This window comes from Peribacillus sp. P4_B1, assembly GCF_056402395.1.
On record NZ_JBFUHM010000026.1, the window covers coordinates 13,724 to 29,157 of the forward strand.

Genomic DNA, 15,434 nt, shown 5'->3' on the forward strand with positions numbered 1-15,434 from the left:
CTAGTTTAACCGGTATCTGAAAAGTTTAGCGAACCATTCTTTATACATCTAAATTACCAGAAGTCCAGCCCTTTAACTACCTAAAACTAAAAACGGTAATAAGACAAATCCTCTACCCCACTCATTACTAATATCCCATTTTATCGTTCATATAAAAAAGCAGCACCCTCATTCGTGAAAGGTAACTGCTCTCTGATAAGCTCCGAACAGTCATTGTCCTTTGACAAATTAGGATTATACCCCTGTACGCTTACGTTGGTTATTCGGCTTTTTGGTCAACTGGCTTTTAAGCTGTTTCGTTTTCTTCACTACGCCGGTTTCCAGTTTATCTTTACTTGATCCTGCTTGCTTTTGAGCCAGTTTTTGTTTGACTGCATCCGCCAGGCTTAACTTTTTATTTTCAGACATAATGTTGTCTCCTTTAGTGTTCTGCCTTCTATTATAATATAGTTGCGGTTAGAAAGATAATAGGGAGTTATATCCGATTCTTTTTGCAAAAAATACCCCTCGATAAAGGAAGTTTCGCCAACGGAGGACTAATTCCCTGCTTAAAAGGAATAATGAAATGATAAATTATGTTGACTTCATAATCAGAATTTGCTAAATTATCTTTATATTATAAAATCTATGAAGAGAAAGAGTAAGATTAGTACCCTGTTCCACAGAGAGTCGACATTTGGTGGAAGTCGATGTCCAAGGCCTATCCGAAAATCATCTCTGAGATGCAAAGCTGAAAATGCAGTAGGCTTTGACGGGTTTCCGCCGTTACAATGGATCACGTATGAATTCGTACGTTGACTGAGTGCCGCAGCTTCTTATGAAGTGCGGAATATGGGTGGTAACGCGAGCACAAACTCGTCCCTGATTTTCAGGGGCGAGTTTTTTATTTGCACAAAACACTTAAAATAGCCTTTTTCAGGCCAGTCGGCGGGAGTTATCATTTTAAAAAAAGGAGAATCACCATGAAAAAAACAGACACATTATTTATCGGCCTAATGCTTTTCTCAATGTTCTTCGGAGCGGGGAATCTTATATTCCCCCCATTTTTAGGAGCGTCTTCGGGAACTTATTTTTGGCCAGCCATTACCGGTTTTATCGCCACTGGAGTCGGCCTGCCAATTTTAGTGCTTCTCGCCGTCTCACTTGTTAAAGGCGGGGCACAAACTATCGGGGCACGTGTACATCCTCTATTCAGCACGTTGTTCATGGTTGTCATTTATTTAAGCATCGGACCTTTTCTAGCCATTCCACGGAATGCGAATGTCGCCTATGAAATGGGCTTCAAGCCATATCTTGGTGACTCAATGAATCAATCCCTGTTCCTATTCATATTCACAACTATATTTTTCATCATCGTTTATGCCATTTCATTGAATCCAAAAAAAATGGAAACCTTCATGGGACGCTGGATTACACCTATTCTGCTTTTGTCCATGGTCATTCTCTGTGTTGTCGGATTCGTAAAGCTTGATGCTCCATTCAAAGCTCCAACAGACGCATATGCAGCAGGAGCATTTTCGAAAGGGTTCATTGAAGGGTACAACACGATGGATGCTTTAGCTGCCCTGGCATTTGGGATCGTCATCCTTACTTCAATCCAGCAAAGAGGGATTTCCGATCGAAAACAATTGACGAGATATACAGTAAAAGCGGGTCTCATCGCTGGTGCATTGCTTTCATTAGTCTATATCTCCTTAGGTATAATGGGAGCACGCATGGCAGCCGATGGGTCATTCGAAAACGGAACGGATATCCTCACAGTCGCATCCACCCTTTTACTTGGAACTGGCGGGAAGGCCCTTCTCGGCATCATTTTCACTTTAGCATGTTTCACCACCGTCGTCGGATTGACGACCGCTTGCGGACAGTACTTCTCGAAACTTTTTCCCAAGCTGAACTACAAAAGCGTCATTCTGATTGTAACAATCGTCGGTTTCATCCTTTCAAATATGGGTCTGAATCAAATTCTGAAAGTATCGGTACCATTCCTTGTGATGGCTTATCCGTTAACGATCGTCCTGATTGTCCTAACATTCTTCAGCCGTCATTTCAAAAACCCGAAGAAGGTTTATCGCAGTGCAATGACTTTCACAGGAGTTTTCGCCTTGATGGATGGGCTGAATGCTTTCGGCTTACAATTAGGACCCGTGCAAACCTTGACTGATGTCCTTCCCCTTTCCGCTTACGGCATGGAGTGGGTCATCCCTGCTCTCGTCGGTACAGCCCTTGGCATTCTGCTCAGTCAAATCGGACAAACAGCTCCAGCTGAGGAGTTGGAAATCAAAACATTATTATAATGAGGGAAGCAGATGATTTTACAGATCATCTGCTTATTTTTTGGAGGGCCTGCATTGCTTTATTTTGGAAAACACCATCCACTTTTTGTTATGATGGGGCTAAAGGAGATGATAAGTAATATGTCTAAACAAACCCGTATTGGTAAAACAGATTTGTATGTAAATCCGATTGGCCTTGGAACGAATGCCATTGGCGGACATAACCTATTCCCTAATCTAAGCGAGGATACAGGAAGGGACGTCTTGAGAACGGCACTTGATGAAGGAATTAACTTTTGGGATACAGCTTACATTTACGGTCCGGAGCGCTCAGAAGAACTTATCGGTGAAATCCTTAAAGAGAGTCGCAAACGCGAGGATATCGTACTTGCCACTAAAGGGGCACATAAATTTTCCGATGGCAATATCGTCTTTGATAACTCTCCGGCTTTTCTGAAAAATGCCGTGGATTCGAGTCTAAAAAGGCTCCAAACAGACTACATCGACTTATTCTATATCCATTTCCCTGATGAGGGTACTCCTAAAGATGAAGCAGTAGGTGCCTTAAAGGAATTGAAGGATGCAGGCAAAATCAAGTCAATCGGAGTCTCGAACTTTTCGTTCGAACAATTGAAGGAAGCGAATAAAGACGGCTATGTCGATGTCCTGCAATCCGAGTACAATCTATTCAAACGGGAGGCAGAACAAGACCTACTGCCATATACAGCCGAAAATAATATCTCCTTCATTCCTTATTTCCCCCTTGCTTCCGGCCTTCTCGGCGGCAAATATAATCAAGAATCAACATTCGAGGACGGCCGGGCAAAAAGTCCGCTTTTCCAAGGACAAGCCTTTGTAAGCAACCTGCAAAAAGTGGAAGAGGTACGGGCGATCGCCAAGAGGAAGCATGCCGATGTCGCCGATGTGGTACTAGCTTGGTATTTAACTCGGCACTCGGTAGATGTCCTGATTCCCGGAGCGAAAAAGCCAGAACAGGTCACACGCAACTTAAAAGCATTGGATGTCAATCTAACCATGGATGAAATCGCCGAAATCAGTGCCATTTTCGCTTAGTATATAGAAGGAAAGGCTGTTCAGCACTGTTGAGCAGCCTTTTCTTGATTTATCCCATCTTTATTCCTAACCTTAATTGAACGTCTTACATTACTAGATGATTAGGATCTTCTATTTTCGCTATATTTAGTGAATATTCTACTAATTAAGGAAGAGGCAGCCTGATGAAAAAATCTATTGTTATTTTATTTTTTCTCATCTTGGCCAATCTGTTCTGGGCCGATAATTACATTTTCGACAATGGATTCAAAAGCCAAATTGGAGGAGTGTATGGAAATAATGGAGATTGCTGTTAAAGGAGAAAATTTCAGCCCTCCATGCACTCGGACTTATCATATCTTTATTGACACCTTCCGGATATTTTCCAGCTCACAGGACTCATATACATTTGAATCTTCCCATCTGTTGGCCCCTTTATTTTCTGGAATATTTCCCTTCGTCATATCAATGCAAGCCAGGCTGGAATTTATCTAAATCTGATTGCTGTTTTTACCGCCATTCTTAACCTACTTTTAGGTCAACCGATTACTTTGGTCCAACTCCTGGACGGTCTCCTTGCCTTCATTGGTGTCTATCTGACAAGTAAAAAGAAAAAAGAATACCCAGCTGCCGTCATGAAAAACTTGTAAAAAATGTACAGAATTTCAAACCTCCTAACGCTTTCTTGTCTTTTCCCCTTGTCTACCCAGCATGATTTACGTTATCCTTTAAAGAAGAAAATCTGAATGCAAAGGTGTGCTTTAGTTGAGGATCAATAAATATATCAGTGAATCCGGAATTACCTCGAGACGAGGCGCAGATAAATGGATAGCCGATGGCCGTGTGACGATTAATGGCACAGTTGCTGAGCTTGGCAGTCAAGCTGAACCCGGGGATGATGTTCGTGTAGATGGCAAGCCAATAAAAGTGGAACAGCAAAATGTCTATATTGCACTGAATAAACCGATAGGGATTACAAGTACGACGGAAAAACACATTAAAGGAAATATTGTTGATTTTGTAAATCATCCGCTTCGCATTTTTCATATCGGACGGCTGGACAAAGACTCTAGTGGACTGATCCTGCTTACGAATGATGGAGACATCGTAAATGAAATCCTTCGTGCAGAAAACAAACATGAAAAGGAATATATCGTAACCGTGGATAAGCCACTTACCGCTTCCTTCATTCAAGATATGTCATCCGGCGTGGAGATTTTGGATACGAAAACACTTCCATGTAAGGTTAAGCAATTGACCAAATATACATTCAACATCACCTTGATGCAAGGATTGAACAGACAAATCCGCCGTATGTGCTCAGCACTCGGTTATGAGGTCCGTGATTTGCATCGAATCCGAATCATGAATATCCATTTGGACGGACTGGCGCTAGGACAATGGCGCGACCTGACCAAAGATGAATTATCGGAACTATTCAAGGAGTTGGATTATACCCCTAGGCAGAGATAACTATTGAGATGCTCCCAGAATTCAGGGGGCATCGTTTTTTAATTTCAGAAGATTTTTCAGCAATAAAATTGCTATTTTGTTCTTTTTGGGTACTTTTACTCGTGAATTTCGCACTTTTACTCGTGAATTCTGCAATTTTACTCGTGAGTTCCACAGTTACTCGTGAATTTCACGCTTTTACTCGTGAATTCCGCTCATTTACTCGTGAGTTTCGCACTTTTCGTGAGTTTCGCACTTTTACTCGTGAGTTTCGCACTTTTACTCGCGAATTTCGCACTTTTACTCGTGAATTCCGCTCATTTACTCGTGAATTCCACTCATTTACTCGTGAATTCCGCTCATTTACTCGTGAGTTTCGCACTTTTACTCGTGAATTCCGCTCATTTACTCGTGAGTTCCGCACTTTTACTCGCGAATTCCACTTTACTCGTGAATTTCGCACTTTTACTCGTGAGTTTCGCACTTTTACTCGCGAATTCCGCTCATTTACTCGTGAGTTTCGCACTTTTACTCGTGAGTTTCGCACTTTTACTCGTGAATTCCACTTTACTCGTGAATTCCGCTCATTTACTCGTGAGTTTCGCACTTTTACTCGCGAATTCCGCTCATTTCCTCGTGAGTTTCGCACTTTTACTCGTGAGTTCCGCTCATTTACTCGTGAATTCCGCTCTTTTAATGGCCAAAATAAAAAGCAACCTCTAATAGGCTGCTCGTAATCGGCTATAAAATTATACCCACCATAAATCAGTTGGACTTTCGTTGATGAGGACAGTTTTTAAATTGGTTACCGCCCGTTGAAATCCTTCTTCGACTGACATCAGCGGATCTTCGTGTTCGATGCTGACGACGTAATCGTAACCGTATGTGCGAAGGGCGCTCATGATGTCGGACCAATCTTGCAGGCTGTGTCCGCATCCTACTGAGCGAAAGTTCCAGGCGCGGCTTTGGACATTTCCATATGGCTGCATGTCGGTTAATCCATACATATTGATATTATCCTGATCCAAGTATGTGTCTTTTGCGTGGAAGTGGTAGATTGCCCCCGCTTTCCCTAGAATTTTGATGGCTCCGACTGGCTCGATGCCCTGCCACCAAAGATGGCTTGGATCTAGGTTGGCTCCTATTGCATCCGATGTAGCTTCCCGCAGTTTTAACAAGGTGTAGGGTGTGTGAACGAGAAAACCACCGTGCAGTTCAAGTCCAATTTTTATATTGTGTTCATCGGCAATGGCGGCTACTTTTTTCCAATAGGGGATCAATTTTTCTTCCCATTGCCATTTCAGCACATCTGTATACTCATTGGGCCATGGGGCGACAGGCCAGTTTGGATATTTAGCTCCTTCGTGATCACCAGCTGTACCAGAAAAGGTATTGACGACCGGGACATTTAGTAAGGATGCAAGCTTGATTGTTTTAATCAGTGTTTCATCACTTTCTTTGGCGAACGCTTTATCTGGAGAGATCGGATTGCCGTGGCAGCTGAATGCACTGATCGTTAATCCTCTTGTTTGAACGGATTCCAGGTATTTTTGGCGCTTTTCTTCACTATCCAGCAGTTCATCGAGTGGACAATGGATATTGCCTGGATACCCGCCTGTACCGATTTCAACTGTTTTTAATCCGGAATCCGCAACATAATCAAGCATATCCTCGAATGATTTTTGAGCAAATAGCACGGTAAAAACCCCTAATTTCACAAGCCCCACCTCACCTTTTCTTTAGTTTATGCTCATGACCTTCCCACTTGCCGAGCTTTGATAAATGGCTTCGATTATTTTTGAAACTTTCATGGCTTCCGATGGTTTTACCAATGGTTCCACCAATCCTAGGCAGCTGTCAATAAAGTTCTCTGCCTGCTGCAGGTCTGGTGTATCCTCCCCTGGCATCCATACTGCCTCACTATTTAATAGCATGCCGTGTTTAGCCTGATTCAAGACTAATGGGAACACATCAAGTCCGCCCTGTGTTCCGGATAAACTCAAAACAGTTGCTTCTTCACGGATATTCGCGGCCCAAGAAGTTTCGAATAATAAAGATGCTCCGTTGGCAAATTTGATATAAGCCGTGGCATGGTCATCCACTTCAAATACCGATGCATCGAAATTCCCCCATAGATTGACCTGATCGACACCCTTACTGACATAATTATATGTCGAACCTACGATTTCAATCGGTTCTGGGTCATCCATCAGCCATAAAGCCAAATCAAGCAAATGGCAGCCGTAGTCGATTACGCTTCCCCCGCCTTGCAATTCTTTGCTTGTAAATACTCCCCAGCCAGGGACTTTTCGGCGTCTGATTGCCTGTACACGCGCTACATATGGCTCACCGATTTCACCGGCCTGAATCATTTTCTTTGCAGCCTGGGCTTCCTTCATGAAGCGGTAATGATAAGCAGTCGATAACACTTTACCCGATATGTTTGCAGCCTCGGTTATTGCCTTACATTCCTCAGTTGTAATGGCCATCGGCTTTTCGCATAACACATGTACACCCGCTTGCAGGGCAGCAATTGAAATCTCCGCATGGAACTTATTTGGCGTTGCAATCGTAACAGCATCCACTTCAGCAAACATTTCTTCATAATTGGTGAAAACCTTCTCGATATGAAATTCACGTGCCACTTCTCTCGCCTTCATTTCATCTATATCCTGGATGGCGTATAAAACTACCTTATCTTGAAATTTTTGAAAAGCTGGGATATGCCTTTTTTGGGCAATTCCGCCAGCACCGATAATACCCATTTTTAATTTGTACATGATGACTATAAACCCCTTTATAAGCGGATGATTTTTCGGGATGCATTTGATTCCATCGCGCCAAGAATGACTTTTAATGATTTTAACCCTTCAACTCCGGAGACAAGAGGCTCCTCATTGTTCACCACACATTTTACAAAGTGGCTGATCACTTCGGAATCATGCTGTCCATCAGAATCATTTGTCTGGATGCTTCCTAATTGGATGGTTTCTGTCTTTCCATCATCATGATGGATGATCAGTGAGTATTTCGGATCGTCTTCAAGGCGCAATACCGCTTTTTCCGTATAAATGACCGTCGCATTGTCTTCTTTTGCATAAGACCAGCTGGCGGTAAGAGTACCGATGATACCGCTCTCCGTCCGGAGAATACAGGCCGCACTGTCATCAACGTCTGTGTTTTTCTTGGCAGTCGTTTCCACAAAGGCTCCCACTTCAACAAATTCCTCTCCAAGGAGATACCTTAATAAATCAGCTTTATGGACGCCTAAGTCGCCCATTGCACCAATGACTGCCTGATCCTTTTTAAAAAACCAGCTTTCCCGTCCGTCCACACTCCAGGTTTCTGGCCCGGAATGTCCAAAGGCCGTCCGGAAGCTATAGACTTTTCCTAGCTTCCCACTCTCAATAAGCTGTTTCGCTTTTTGATGCGAAGGAACAAAACGCTGATTATGACCAATCATTAGTATTTTTCCGCTTTTCGCTGATGCTTCATTCATTTTTTCAGCTTCATCTAAAGAAGTGGCCATTGGTTTTTCACAAAGAACATGCTTACCTGCTTCCAAGGCCGCAACTGTGATGCCTGCATGCAGGTAATTCGGTGTACATACACTGATCGCTTCAATCTCCTCATTTTTCAAAAGTTCTATATAATCAGTATATGCTTGGGCGCCATACCTTTGTGCTGCTGCATTCGCCCGGTCTGGCACAATATCACAAACGGCAATGATTTCAGTTCCCTTATGTGCATCATACTCCGGAAAATGCCTATTTTTTGCGATACTCCCGCATCCAATGACTCCTACCTTCACTTTGCCCATTCTGTTCTCTCCTTCACTTCAGCTCTTTGTTGATATGGATTCCAACGGTTCGGCTTTCCCATAGTTCGTTACCATTCCAAATTCTGGCTTGACCCAATAAACGGCATTCTTAATTACCCGTTGAATCTCTGGATTATGGTAAGTCGGATATGTTTCATGACCTGGACGGAAATAGAAAATCCTTCCTTTTCCCCGCTGATACGTGCAACCGCTTCTGAAGATCTCCCCGCCTTCAAACCAACTGACGAATATTAATTGATCTGGTGCAGGAATATCAAAATGTTCCCCATACATCTCTTCCTTCTCAAGCTCTATATATTCCCCGATTCCATCAACGATCGGATGACTGGGATCGACAACCCAGAGCCTTTCCCTCTCATCCGCCACCCGCCATTTCAAATCGCAAGTCGTGCCCATTAACTGTTTGAAGATTTTAGAGAAATGACCAGAATGAAGGACGATGAGACCCATTCCCTCGAGAACCCGCTTCTGAACCCTTGTAACGATTTCATCCTGAACTTCATCATGTGCTACATGTCCCCACCATAGAAGTACATCCGTTCGTTTCAGTGCTTCTTCGGTTAATCCATGCTCTTCTTCATCGAGAGTGGCCGTCCTCACTTCGACCTGCTCACTTTGTAAAAAGCCGGAAATTGCCCCATGGATTCCATCTGGATATACTTCGGCTACTTCAGGCTTTGTTTTCTCGTGGCGAAACTCATTCCATACTAGGACTCTCATGAACAATCTCCTCCATATCAATTTGTCGGCATCTTGCTCCTGCTCGTATTTTAAACTATTACCTCTTTATTCATAACGCAAACGTTTGCGTTAAACGTGATCAAACCTTAGTCGATTATCAGATCATACTTATTGGCAGAAAGTTGAATTTTCAAAAATAATAGTGATAATCTATATTGTAAATTTATGTTAGCAAAAATCAAGCTTTAATTAGTAAAACATTTCTACATTTTTCATTTAATTTCCTTTTCGGCAACAAAATGCGACTCCCGCTTTATGATTTTGGTAGGGATCCTTATACTTTTTTCCATCATTTCAGGATTTGCAATGAGATCGAACACGCATTTTGCCGCCTCATACCCTAACTGATACGTATGGATATCAACCGTTGTAAGCGGCGTACTTAAAAATTCTATGAATTCTGAGTGATTAAAACAGACGACACTAATTTGCTCCGGCACTTTCAAGTTCTTTTCAGCTAAAACTCCAAGCAAAAGAACTCCCAATAAAAGATCCATAACCAAAAAAGCGGTTGGAGCCTTACTTAATTCCAGCAATTCATCAATCGCCTTTATTCCATCTGTTCGATTTAAAGGGATCAATTTGATATATTCCTGTGGCACATCTAATCCCGCCTGCTCCATCGCTTGTTGAAACCCTGTCAAGCGGGCTTGAATCACTTCAAACTCTGGACTGCCTCCTAAAAAGGCGATTCGCTCATGTCCAAGGCTGATTACAAACTCCGATACTTCCCTGGCCGCTTGAACATTATCGTTATCAATGAATGTGATGCCGCCGACGTTCGTACTTGGCTTCCCTATCAAAACAAACGGAAAGCCTTGCTTTATTAAATATGGCACTACTTTATCGTCCTTTTTAGAGTATAAAACAATCATGCCATCCACTCTTCTGCCCTGAACCATTTTCACGACATCCTCAAAGATGGCATCCTCCGTCTCGCCGGTTGTCAGGGAAAGGCTGTACCCCTCTTTATTGCAGAAATCCCCGATGCCTCGGATCACTTCTGGAAAAAAGGGATTATAAAGTGATTCCCTTGCGGAACTTTTCATGACGATTCCAATGGCTTTTGTGGACTTCGTGACTAAGTTGCGGGCATTTTCATTCATATGATAGCCCATTTCTTTTAATACCTTGCGTACCTTACGCTTTGTCTTTTCACTTATTGTCGGGCTGTTATGAATTACACGCGATACCGTTGATGGAGCGACATTCGCTTTTTTGGCAACGTCCTTTATTGTAACAGACATATTCATCACCACTTCCCGTTCACCGCTTATGGTTTAATATTCCCTATATTTAAATAGTTATTTAACGGCTCCATCTGCAATTCCTTTGATAATTTGCCTTTGAGCAAAAAAATACGCAATGATGACTGGAATGATGGATAAAGTAAGTCCAGCCAAGGCAAGATGCCATTGTTTCGTATATTGCCCGAAAAAGAAGAACAATTTAAGCGGAATGGTCTCCGATCCCTCGCCACCAATAACAAGGGATGGCAACAAATAGTCATTCCATATCCAAATGACATTTAAGATCCCAACTGTAATGGACATCGGTTTTAATAATGGAAAGATGATATACCAAAATACCTGAAACCGGTTAGCACCATCAATTTTAGCTGCTTCATCAAGAGAGAGGGGAATCCCTTTTAATGTACCATGGTATAGGAATATGGAAAGACTGCAGCCAAAACCTAAATACATGAAAATCAGTCCGGCCTTGTTCAACATCCCCAGCTGACCAAATTGGGCAACAAGCGGTATCATCACAGACTGAAACGGAATCAACATGGCTGCTACAAACACAAAGAAAAGCAAGGAACTTATTTTACTTTTGTTTCGGGAAAGTGCATATGCGGCCATCGCAGAAAAGATGATAATAATGACAACACTGACGCCCGATATCAATAAAGAATTGAATAAAGTCCGGAGGAAATCCAATTGCTCGAAAGCTTGAATGAAGTTTTCGAATGTCCAGGTTTCAGGCAGTCCCAGTGTATCGGCAAATATATCCCGCTTCATTTTAAAAGCATTGACAATCATTAAATAAAACGGAGTGAGCCATATTACAGCTAAAATGAAACCGATGAATCCAACCAGCCATAGCTTCCATTTTTTTTTCATTACAGCTCAACCTCCCTTTTCTTATTGATATACACTTGTGTTAAAGAAACTGCTGCCACAATTACGAAAAAGATTACGGCTTTTGCCTGTGCATATGCCATATCATTTTCGGTGAAAGCGGATTTTACAATGTTCATCGCGACCATTTCGGTTGAATTATAGGGAGCTCCGTTCGTCAAAGAAAGATTTTGATCATAAATCTTGAACGAGTGGGACAGCGTCAAAAACAAACTGACGGTAAAAGCAGGTGCCACAAGCGGGAAGGTGATATGGCGAAAACGCTGGAAGCTGTTAGCCCCATCAATTTTTGCCGCTTCGATCAAGTCTTCAGGAACAGCCTGCAGATATGCAATATAAATGATCATGATATACCCGGCCATTTGCCAAGACGTTAATATGATCAATCCCCAAAAACCTGTTTCTGTCGTTGATAACCATCCATTAAATGCCTCGATCCCAGTCAAGTCACCAATCGCACCAAAGACCTTAATGAAAATGAACTGCCAAATAAAACCTAGGATCAAGCCGCCAATTAAATTGGGCATAAAGAAAACTGTCCGCAGTATGTTGCTTGATTTGATTTTCGATGTCACGATAAGAGCCAAACTTAAACCGATGACATTGATTACAACAATTGCCGCTACGGAAAATTTAATGGTGAACCAAAATGTATCCAGAAACCCTCTATCCGTAAACAAATCCATATAATTCTTAAGACCGATGAAAGCTGGCGTCCCTAGACCGTTCCAATTCGTAAAGGAATAATAAAATCCGTAGATGAGTGGCACGATCACCACCAAAATGAGTGCAGCAAGAACAGGTGTCAAAAACAGCCAATATGCGGCATCCCGATTCCTCAACGAAACCGACCTCCTTGAAATGATTTAATAGATAACGGATTTCAAAAAATATTAAAAATCATCGATCATGACTAGTTAGTAAATGATGTATACCTTATTTACGCAATTTCCCTTAGCTACTTTCTTGTAACAGGAACAACCAATCGACACACTTTTCATGCCGATTGGTCATTTGCCATTCCGAACACTTACTTGCTATGAATCTTCTCCCAATTTTCAATGTTCTGTTGGACAAGTTCATCCCACGTCAATTTACCAGTTACGTACTTTTGGACACTTGCACCAAGGTCATCATTCCAACCAACCGGATATCCATTAAACACCCACCCAATCGTGTTTCCATCTTGGGAGTATTTATAAATTTCTTTTGAAATTGGATCGGCTATTTTTTCTACATCATATCCTTCATAAGCAGGAATGAATTTAAAATCTTCCAAAACGGCTTTTTTCCCTTCTTCAGATGTATACATCCAGTCGAGGAACTTCTTCGCTTCTTCCTGTACCTTTTCATCCGATTTCTTGTTCACTGCCCAATAGTTCGGTACGCCGACCGGCATTCCTGCTTTGTCTCCATTAGGAATCGGAATGATACCGATGCCTTTTTCCGCTAATTCCGGGTCCATATCATATACTGTGTTATACACCCAGTTACCTTGCTGAATGATTGCAACCTTTTCAAGTGAGAACAACTCTTCCACTTGTTGGGAGTAATCAAGACTTGTTGTCGGCTGGACGGAATATTTATTTTGGATATCGACCATTTGTTTAAACTTGTCACCATCCGTGAATTTAACAGTTGGAGACTTGCTTGCTTTTAACACATTCCCATCAAACTCCGGCGCTAAGAATACATTGGATAAATGGTTCCCTGTCACCCACTTCTCTTTAACCGGGTAAGCGAAAACTGCATCGATTTTCAATTTGTCTTTCTGTGAATCCATTTTCTTAACTGCCGCCTCTAATGCTGCATAACTTGTAATTTCTTCAGGATTGATTCCGGCTTCCTTAAATATCCGTTTGTTATAAATCAAGCCGTATCCTTCCTGGTTAAATGGAAGTCCAAGAACTTGCCCGTCCTCTTCCACGCCATCCAAAGTGCCATCAAGTGCTGCTGCCGCTGCCTTCGTGTCCTTTAAATCTAATAATCTATCTTTATATTGTTTGACATCTACCGGTCCGCCAATGTTAAAAACCGCTGGCTCCTCACCTGAAGCGAACTTTGCCGTAATGGCTGATTTATAATCATTTCCACCGCCAACTGTCGATATCTTGATCTTCACATCTGGATTTTCTTTTTCATATTGTTTCACCAATGCCTCGAATTGCGACTTGAATTCTACCTTGAATTGAAAAATATCCAGAGTCACTTTATCCTTAGAGTCGCTGTTTCCACCAGTAGAAGAAGAGCATCCAGCCAAAATCACACTAAAAATTAATAAAACAGAAAAGATTCCCCCGTACCATTTTTTACGATTCATGCCTACCGACTCTCCCTTTTTTCATAATATTCATGCAATTTTAAGAAAACGTTTGCATAAAATAGTAAAATAAAAACCTTTCGTTCTACGATATGAATAGTCTATCGTACTTCTTTTACATCACCTCCCCACAAACTCTTTTGCAAACGTTTACATTTATGCGCTTTATATTACCACCAAATTCCATACTTTACAATTAAATTGTAGTATATTGTAAAAAAAGGATGTTCAAAACCTTCTCAATCTAATTATATGATTCAGAAACCATTGAATATTCCTTTAAACGGTTATAAAAACTATTTTTTTGTACGGGCCATTTTCACCTCTGACATTAGTACCCAAAAAGGGAAACCCAACGGTCCCCCTCTTTTCACTTCAATACCATCTGTACATTGGATGAACCATATTCATCTTTCAGTTCATAATATTTATCGCTTGCCTGTCCAAATTCTTTAAACACACCACTAATGATCAATTCATTCGTTTCCTTATCAACTACACTGTACTTGATATTGCTTTTCCCAAACTTTCTGTCATCCACTTTTAAAAGGATCATCTTAGACACCTCCATATTTAATGGCTGCATTCCTCAGGGTGTGTGGTTTCTTACTTACATAATATAACAAATTATTCGGAATTTACAGATTTTTTTACATTGCAAAATAAAAAAGCCTATTAGGCCTTTTCATTTCGAACTAACCAATCGCTTCAGGACTTCGAGATATCCAGGAATCCTTCACCAAATACATCCCGAACGTCATGTATGGCTATGAAAGCATTGCTATCCGTTGACTGCACAATTCTCTTTAACTTGAGCACCTCTTGCTTACTTATAACGATATATAAAATATCCTTGGATGCTTTTGTATAGTATCCATGACCGCTAAAAACGGTTACCCCTCGGTCCATCAATACCGTCACTTGTTTTGCAATCTGGTCCGCTTCATTTGATATGATGGTAATCGCTTTTTTCGGGTTCAATCCCTCAATGATGAATTCCATCGTTTTTGTTCCAATATAAAGCATTAGGATAGTAAGCATCAGACCTTCTGCGCCAATGATGAAATAAGATGAGAACGCAACGATTAAATCGAAAAACAGAAGTCCATAACTTAAGCTCCATCCCAAATATTTATTCGTAATTCGGGCTAGGATCGTTGTACCGGCAGTCGTACCTCCAACTCGAATGATTATTCCAATCCCTGCTCCAGCAAAAACCCCGCCAAATATCGCATTGATGACAATTTCATCGGAAGATATATTCCAACTTTCGGTTAAATGAAGGAAAAGCGAGTTGAATGCAACGGCGATGATGGTATAAATCGTTGTCATTTTCGACAGATATTTATAACCGACAATGAGCAGGAAAGCATTAATGATCAAACTTAACAGCCCTGGTGACCACTCAAAAAGATAAAATAAAATGATGGTTATCCCCGTGACTCCTCCCTCACCAAGTTCATTGGGAATAACGAAAAGATTTATTGCCAAAGCGAAAATAAAAGCTCCTATTAATATAAATAAAACATCTAAAGAAATCTTTTTCATATTTAATTACCTTCCTTTATGTAATTGTTAATGTGAAAAGAAATAGGTTAATTTCACTGCTC

17 protein-coding genes and 1 other annotated feature are annotated in these 15,434 nt (G+C 41.4%); of the genes, 6 read left to right on the forward strand and 11 right to left on the reverse strand.

Features of this window, described 5'->3' with window-relative positions:
* Positions 1–234: 234 nt before the first annotated feature.
* Positions 235–408: a hypothetical protein gene (locus AC1DVK_RS15645; protein ID WP_164468807.1), complete on the reverse strand. Its 174-nt coding sequence runs from the start codon at positions 406–408 to the stop codon at positions 235–237.
* A 210-nt stretch (positions 409–618) separates the two neighbouring features.
* Positions 619–866 (forward strand) — a binding site (T-box leader).
* A 96-nt stretch (positions 867–962) separates the two neighbouring features.
* Between AC1DVK_RS15645 and brnQ the strand changes: the two genes are divergently transcribed.
* The 6 genes from brnQ (at position 963) to AC1DVK_RS15675 (ending at position 5,518) form a co-directional block, all read left to right on the forward strand.
* Positions 963–2,297 carry a branched-chain amino acid transport system II carrier protein gene (brnQ, locus tag AC1DVK_RS15650; protein ID WP_477626861.1) on the forward strand — a complete coding sequence of 445 codons (1,335 nt, stop codon included), beginning with the start codon at positions 963–965 and terminating at the stop codon, positions 2,295–2,297.
* 120 nt (positions 2,298–2,417) lie between these two features.
* Positions 2,418–3,350 carry an aldo/keto reductase gene (locus AC1DVK_RS15655; protein ID WP_477626862.1) on the forward strand — a complete coding sequence of 311 codons (933 nt, stop codon included), beginning with the start codon at positions 2,418–2,420 and terminating at the stop codon, positions 3,348–3,350.
* A 164-nt stretch (positions 3,351–3,514) separates the two neighbouring features.
* Entirely contained in the window at positions 3,515–3,646 is a 132-nt protein-coding gene (locus AC1DVK_RS15660) for a hypothetical protein (RefSeq protein ID WP_477626863.1), read from the forward strand.
* 96 nt (positions 3,647–3,742) lie between these two features.
* Complete coding sequence (locus AC1DVK_RS15665; RefSeq protein WP_081108671.1) at positions 3,743–3,979, forward strand: DMT family transporter; 237 nt, start codon at positions 3,743–3,745, stop codon at positions 3,977–3,979.
* Positions 3,980–4,094: 115 nt separating this feature from the next.
* Positions 4,095–4,802 carry a 23S rRNA pseudouridine(2604) synthase RluF gene (rluF, locus tag AC1DVK_RS15670; RefSeq protein WP_061461357.1) on the forward strand — a complete coding sequence of 236 codons (708 nt, stop codon included), beginning with the start codon at positions 4,095–4,097 and terminating at the stop codon, positions 4,800–4,802.
* A gap of 122 nt (positions 4,803–4,924) precedes the next feature.
* Positions 4,925–5,518 carry a hypothetical protein gene (locus tag AC1DVK_RS15675; protein WP_477626864.1) on the forward strand — a complete coding sequence of 198 codons (594 nt, stop codon included), beginning with the start codon at positions 4,925–4,927 and terminating at the stop codon, positions 5,516–5,518.
* A 12-nt stretch (positions 5,519–5,530) separates the two neighbouring features.
* On the opposite strand, the gene AC1DVK_RS15680 is transcribed toward AC1DVK_RS15675, so the two are convergent.
* The 10 genes from AC1DVK_RS15680 to AC1DVK_RS15725 all read right to left on the reverse strand — a co-directional run bounded on the left by AC1DVK_RS15680 (position 5,531) and on the right by AC1DVK_RS15725 (position 15,372).
* The gene (locus AC1DVK_RS15680) at positions 5,531–6,499 is read right to left on the reverse strand and encodes a sugar phosphate isomerase/epimerase family protein (RefSeq protein ID WP_061461355.1); all 969 of its coding nucleotides are present in this window, start codon (positions 6,497–6,499) and stop codon (positions 5,531–5,533) included.
* Between the two features lie 21 nt (positions 6,500–6,520).
* Positions 6,521–7,561: a Gfo/Idh/MocA family protein gene (locus tag AC1DVK_RS15685; RefSeq protein WP_089362554.1), complete on the reverse strand. Its 1,041-nt coding sequence runs from the start codon at positions 7,559–7,561 to the stop codon at positions 6,521–6,523.
* Between the two features lie 17 nt (positions 7,562–7,578).
* A complete protein-coding gene (locus tag AC1DVK_RS15690; protein ID WP_477626865.1) occupies positions 7,579–8,601 on the reverse strand; it encodes a Gfo/Idh/MocA family protein in 1,023 nt (340 codons plus the stop codon).
* A gap of 18 nt (positions 8,602–8,619) precedes the next feature.
* Positions 8,620–9,342, reverse strand: a complete 723-nt coding sequence (locus AC1DVK_RS15695) for a ThuA domain-containing protein (protein ID WP_477626866.1) — start codon at positions 9,340–9,342, stop codon at positions 8,620–8,622.
* A 233-nt stretch (positions 9,343–9,575) separates the two neighbouring features.
* Positions 9,576–10,610: a LacI family DNA-binding transcriptional regulator gene (locus tag AC1DVK_RS15700; protein ID WP_318682106.1), complete on the reverse strand. Its 1,035-nt coding sequence runs from the start codon at positions 10,608–10,610 to the stop codon at positions 9,576–9,578.
* Positions 10,611–10,667: 57 nt separating this feature from the next.
* A complete protein-coding gene (locus AC1DVK_RS15705; protein WP_477626867.1) occupies positions 10,668–11,486 on the reverse strand; it encodes a carbohydrate ABC transporter permease in 819 nt (272 codons plus the stop codon).
* Positions 11,486–12,346 carry a carbohydrate ABC transporter permease gene (locus AC1DVK_RS15710; protein WP_061461343.1) on the reverse strand — a complete coding sequence of 287 codons (861 nt, stop codon included), beginning with the start codon at positions 12,344–12,346 and terminating at the stop codon, positions 11,486–11,488. Before AC1DVK_RS15710 ends, AC1DVK_RS15705 begins: the two co-directional genes overlap by 1 nt.
* Positions 12,347–12,534: 188 nt before the next feature.
* Positions 12,535–13,824, reverse strand: a complete 1,290-nt coding sequence (locus AC1DVK_RS15715) for an ABC transporter substrate-binding protein (RefSeq protein WP_061461341.1) — start codon at positions 13,822–13,824, stop codon at positions 12,535–12,537.
* A gap of 370 nt (positions 13,825–14,194) precedes the next feature.
* Positions 14,195–14,380, reverse strand: a complete 186-nt coding sequence (locus tag AC1DVK_RS15720) for a hypothetical protein (protein ID WP_061461339.1) — start codon at positions 14,378–14,380, stop codon at positions 14,195–14,197.
* A gap of 152 nt (positions 14,381–14,532) precedes the next feature.
* Positions 14,533–15,372 (reverse strand): YitT family protein, encoded by an 840-nt coding sequence (locus AC1DVK_RS15725; protein ID WP_061461337.1) that lies wholly within the window; start codon positions 15,370–15,372, stop codon positions 14,533–14,535.
* Positions 15,373–15,434: the final 62 nt, after the last annotated feature.

What these genes read in the sequence shown, in the direction of transcription:
- AC1DVK_RS15645 (WP_164468807.1), bottom strand. Translation starts at nt 408, where the DNA reads ATGTCTGAAAATAAAAAGTTAAGCCTGGCGGATGCAGTCAAACAAAAA.
- brnQ (WP_477626861.1), top strand. Translation starts at nt 963, where the DNA reads ATGAAAAAAACAGACACATTATTTATCGGCCTAATGCTTTTCTCAATG.
- AC1DVK_RS15655 (WP_477626862.1), top strand. Translation starts at nt 2,418, where the DNA reads ATGTCTAAACAAACCCGTATTGGTAAAACAGATTTGTATGTAAATCCG.
- AC1DVK_RS15660 (WP_477626863.1), top strand. Translation starts at nt 3,515, where the DNA reads ATGAAAAAATCTATTGTTATTTTATTTTTTCTCATCTTGGCCAATCTG.
- AC1DVK_RS15685 (WP_089362554.1), bottom strand. Translation starts at nt 7,561, where the DNA reads ATGTACAAATTAAAAATGGGTATTATCGGTGCTGGCGGAATTGCCCAA.
- AC1DVK_RS15690 (WP_477626865.1), bottom strand. Translation starts at nt 8,601, where the DNA reads ATGGGCAAAGTGAAGGTAGGAGTCATTGGATGCGGGAGTATCGCAAAA.
- AC1DVK_RS15695 (WP_477626866.1), bottom strand. Translation starts at nt 9,342, where the DNA reads ATGAGAGTCCTAGTATGGAATGAGTTTCGCCACGAGAAAACAAAGCCT.
- AC1DVK_RS15700 (WP_318682106.1), bottom strand. Translation starts at nt 10,610, where the DNA reads ATGTCTGTTACAATAAAGGACGTTGCCAAAAAAGCGAATGTCGCTCCA.
- AC1DVK_RS15705 (WP_477626867.1), bottom strand. Translation starts at nt 11,486, where the DNA reads ATGAAAAAAAAATGGAAGCTATGGCTGGTTGGATTCATCGGTTTCATT.
- AC1DVK_RS15715 (WP_061461341.1), bottom strand. Translation starts at nt 13,824, where the DNA reads ATGAATCGTAAAAAATGGTACGGGGGAATCTTTTCTGTTTTATTAATT.
- AC1DVK_RS15720 (WP_061461339.1), bottom strand. Translation starts at nt 14,380, where the DNA reads ATGATCCTTTTAAAAGTGGATGACAGAAAGTTTGGGAAAAGCAATATC.
- AC1DVK_RS15725 (WP_061461337.1), bottom strand. Translation starts at nt 15,372, where the DNA reads ATGAAAAAGATTTCTTTAGATGTTTTATTTATATTAATAGGAGCTTTT.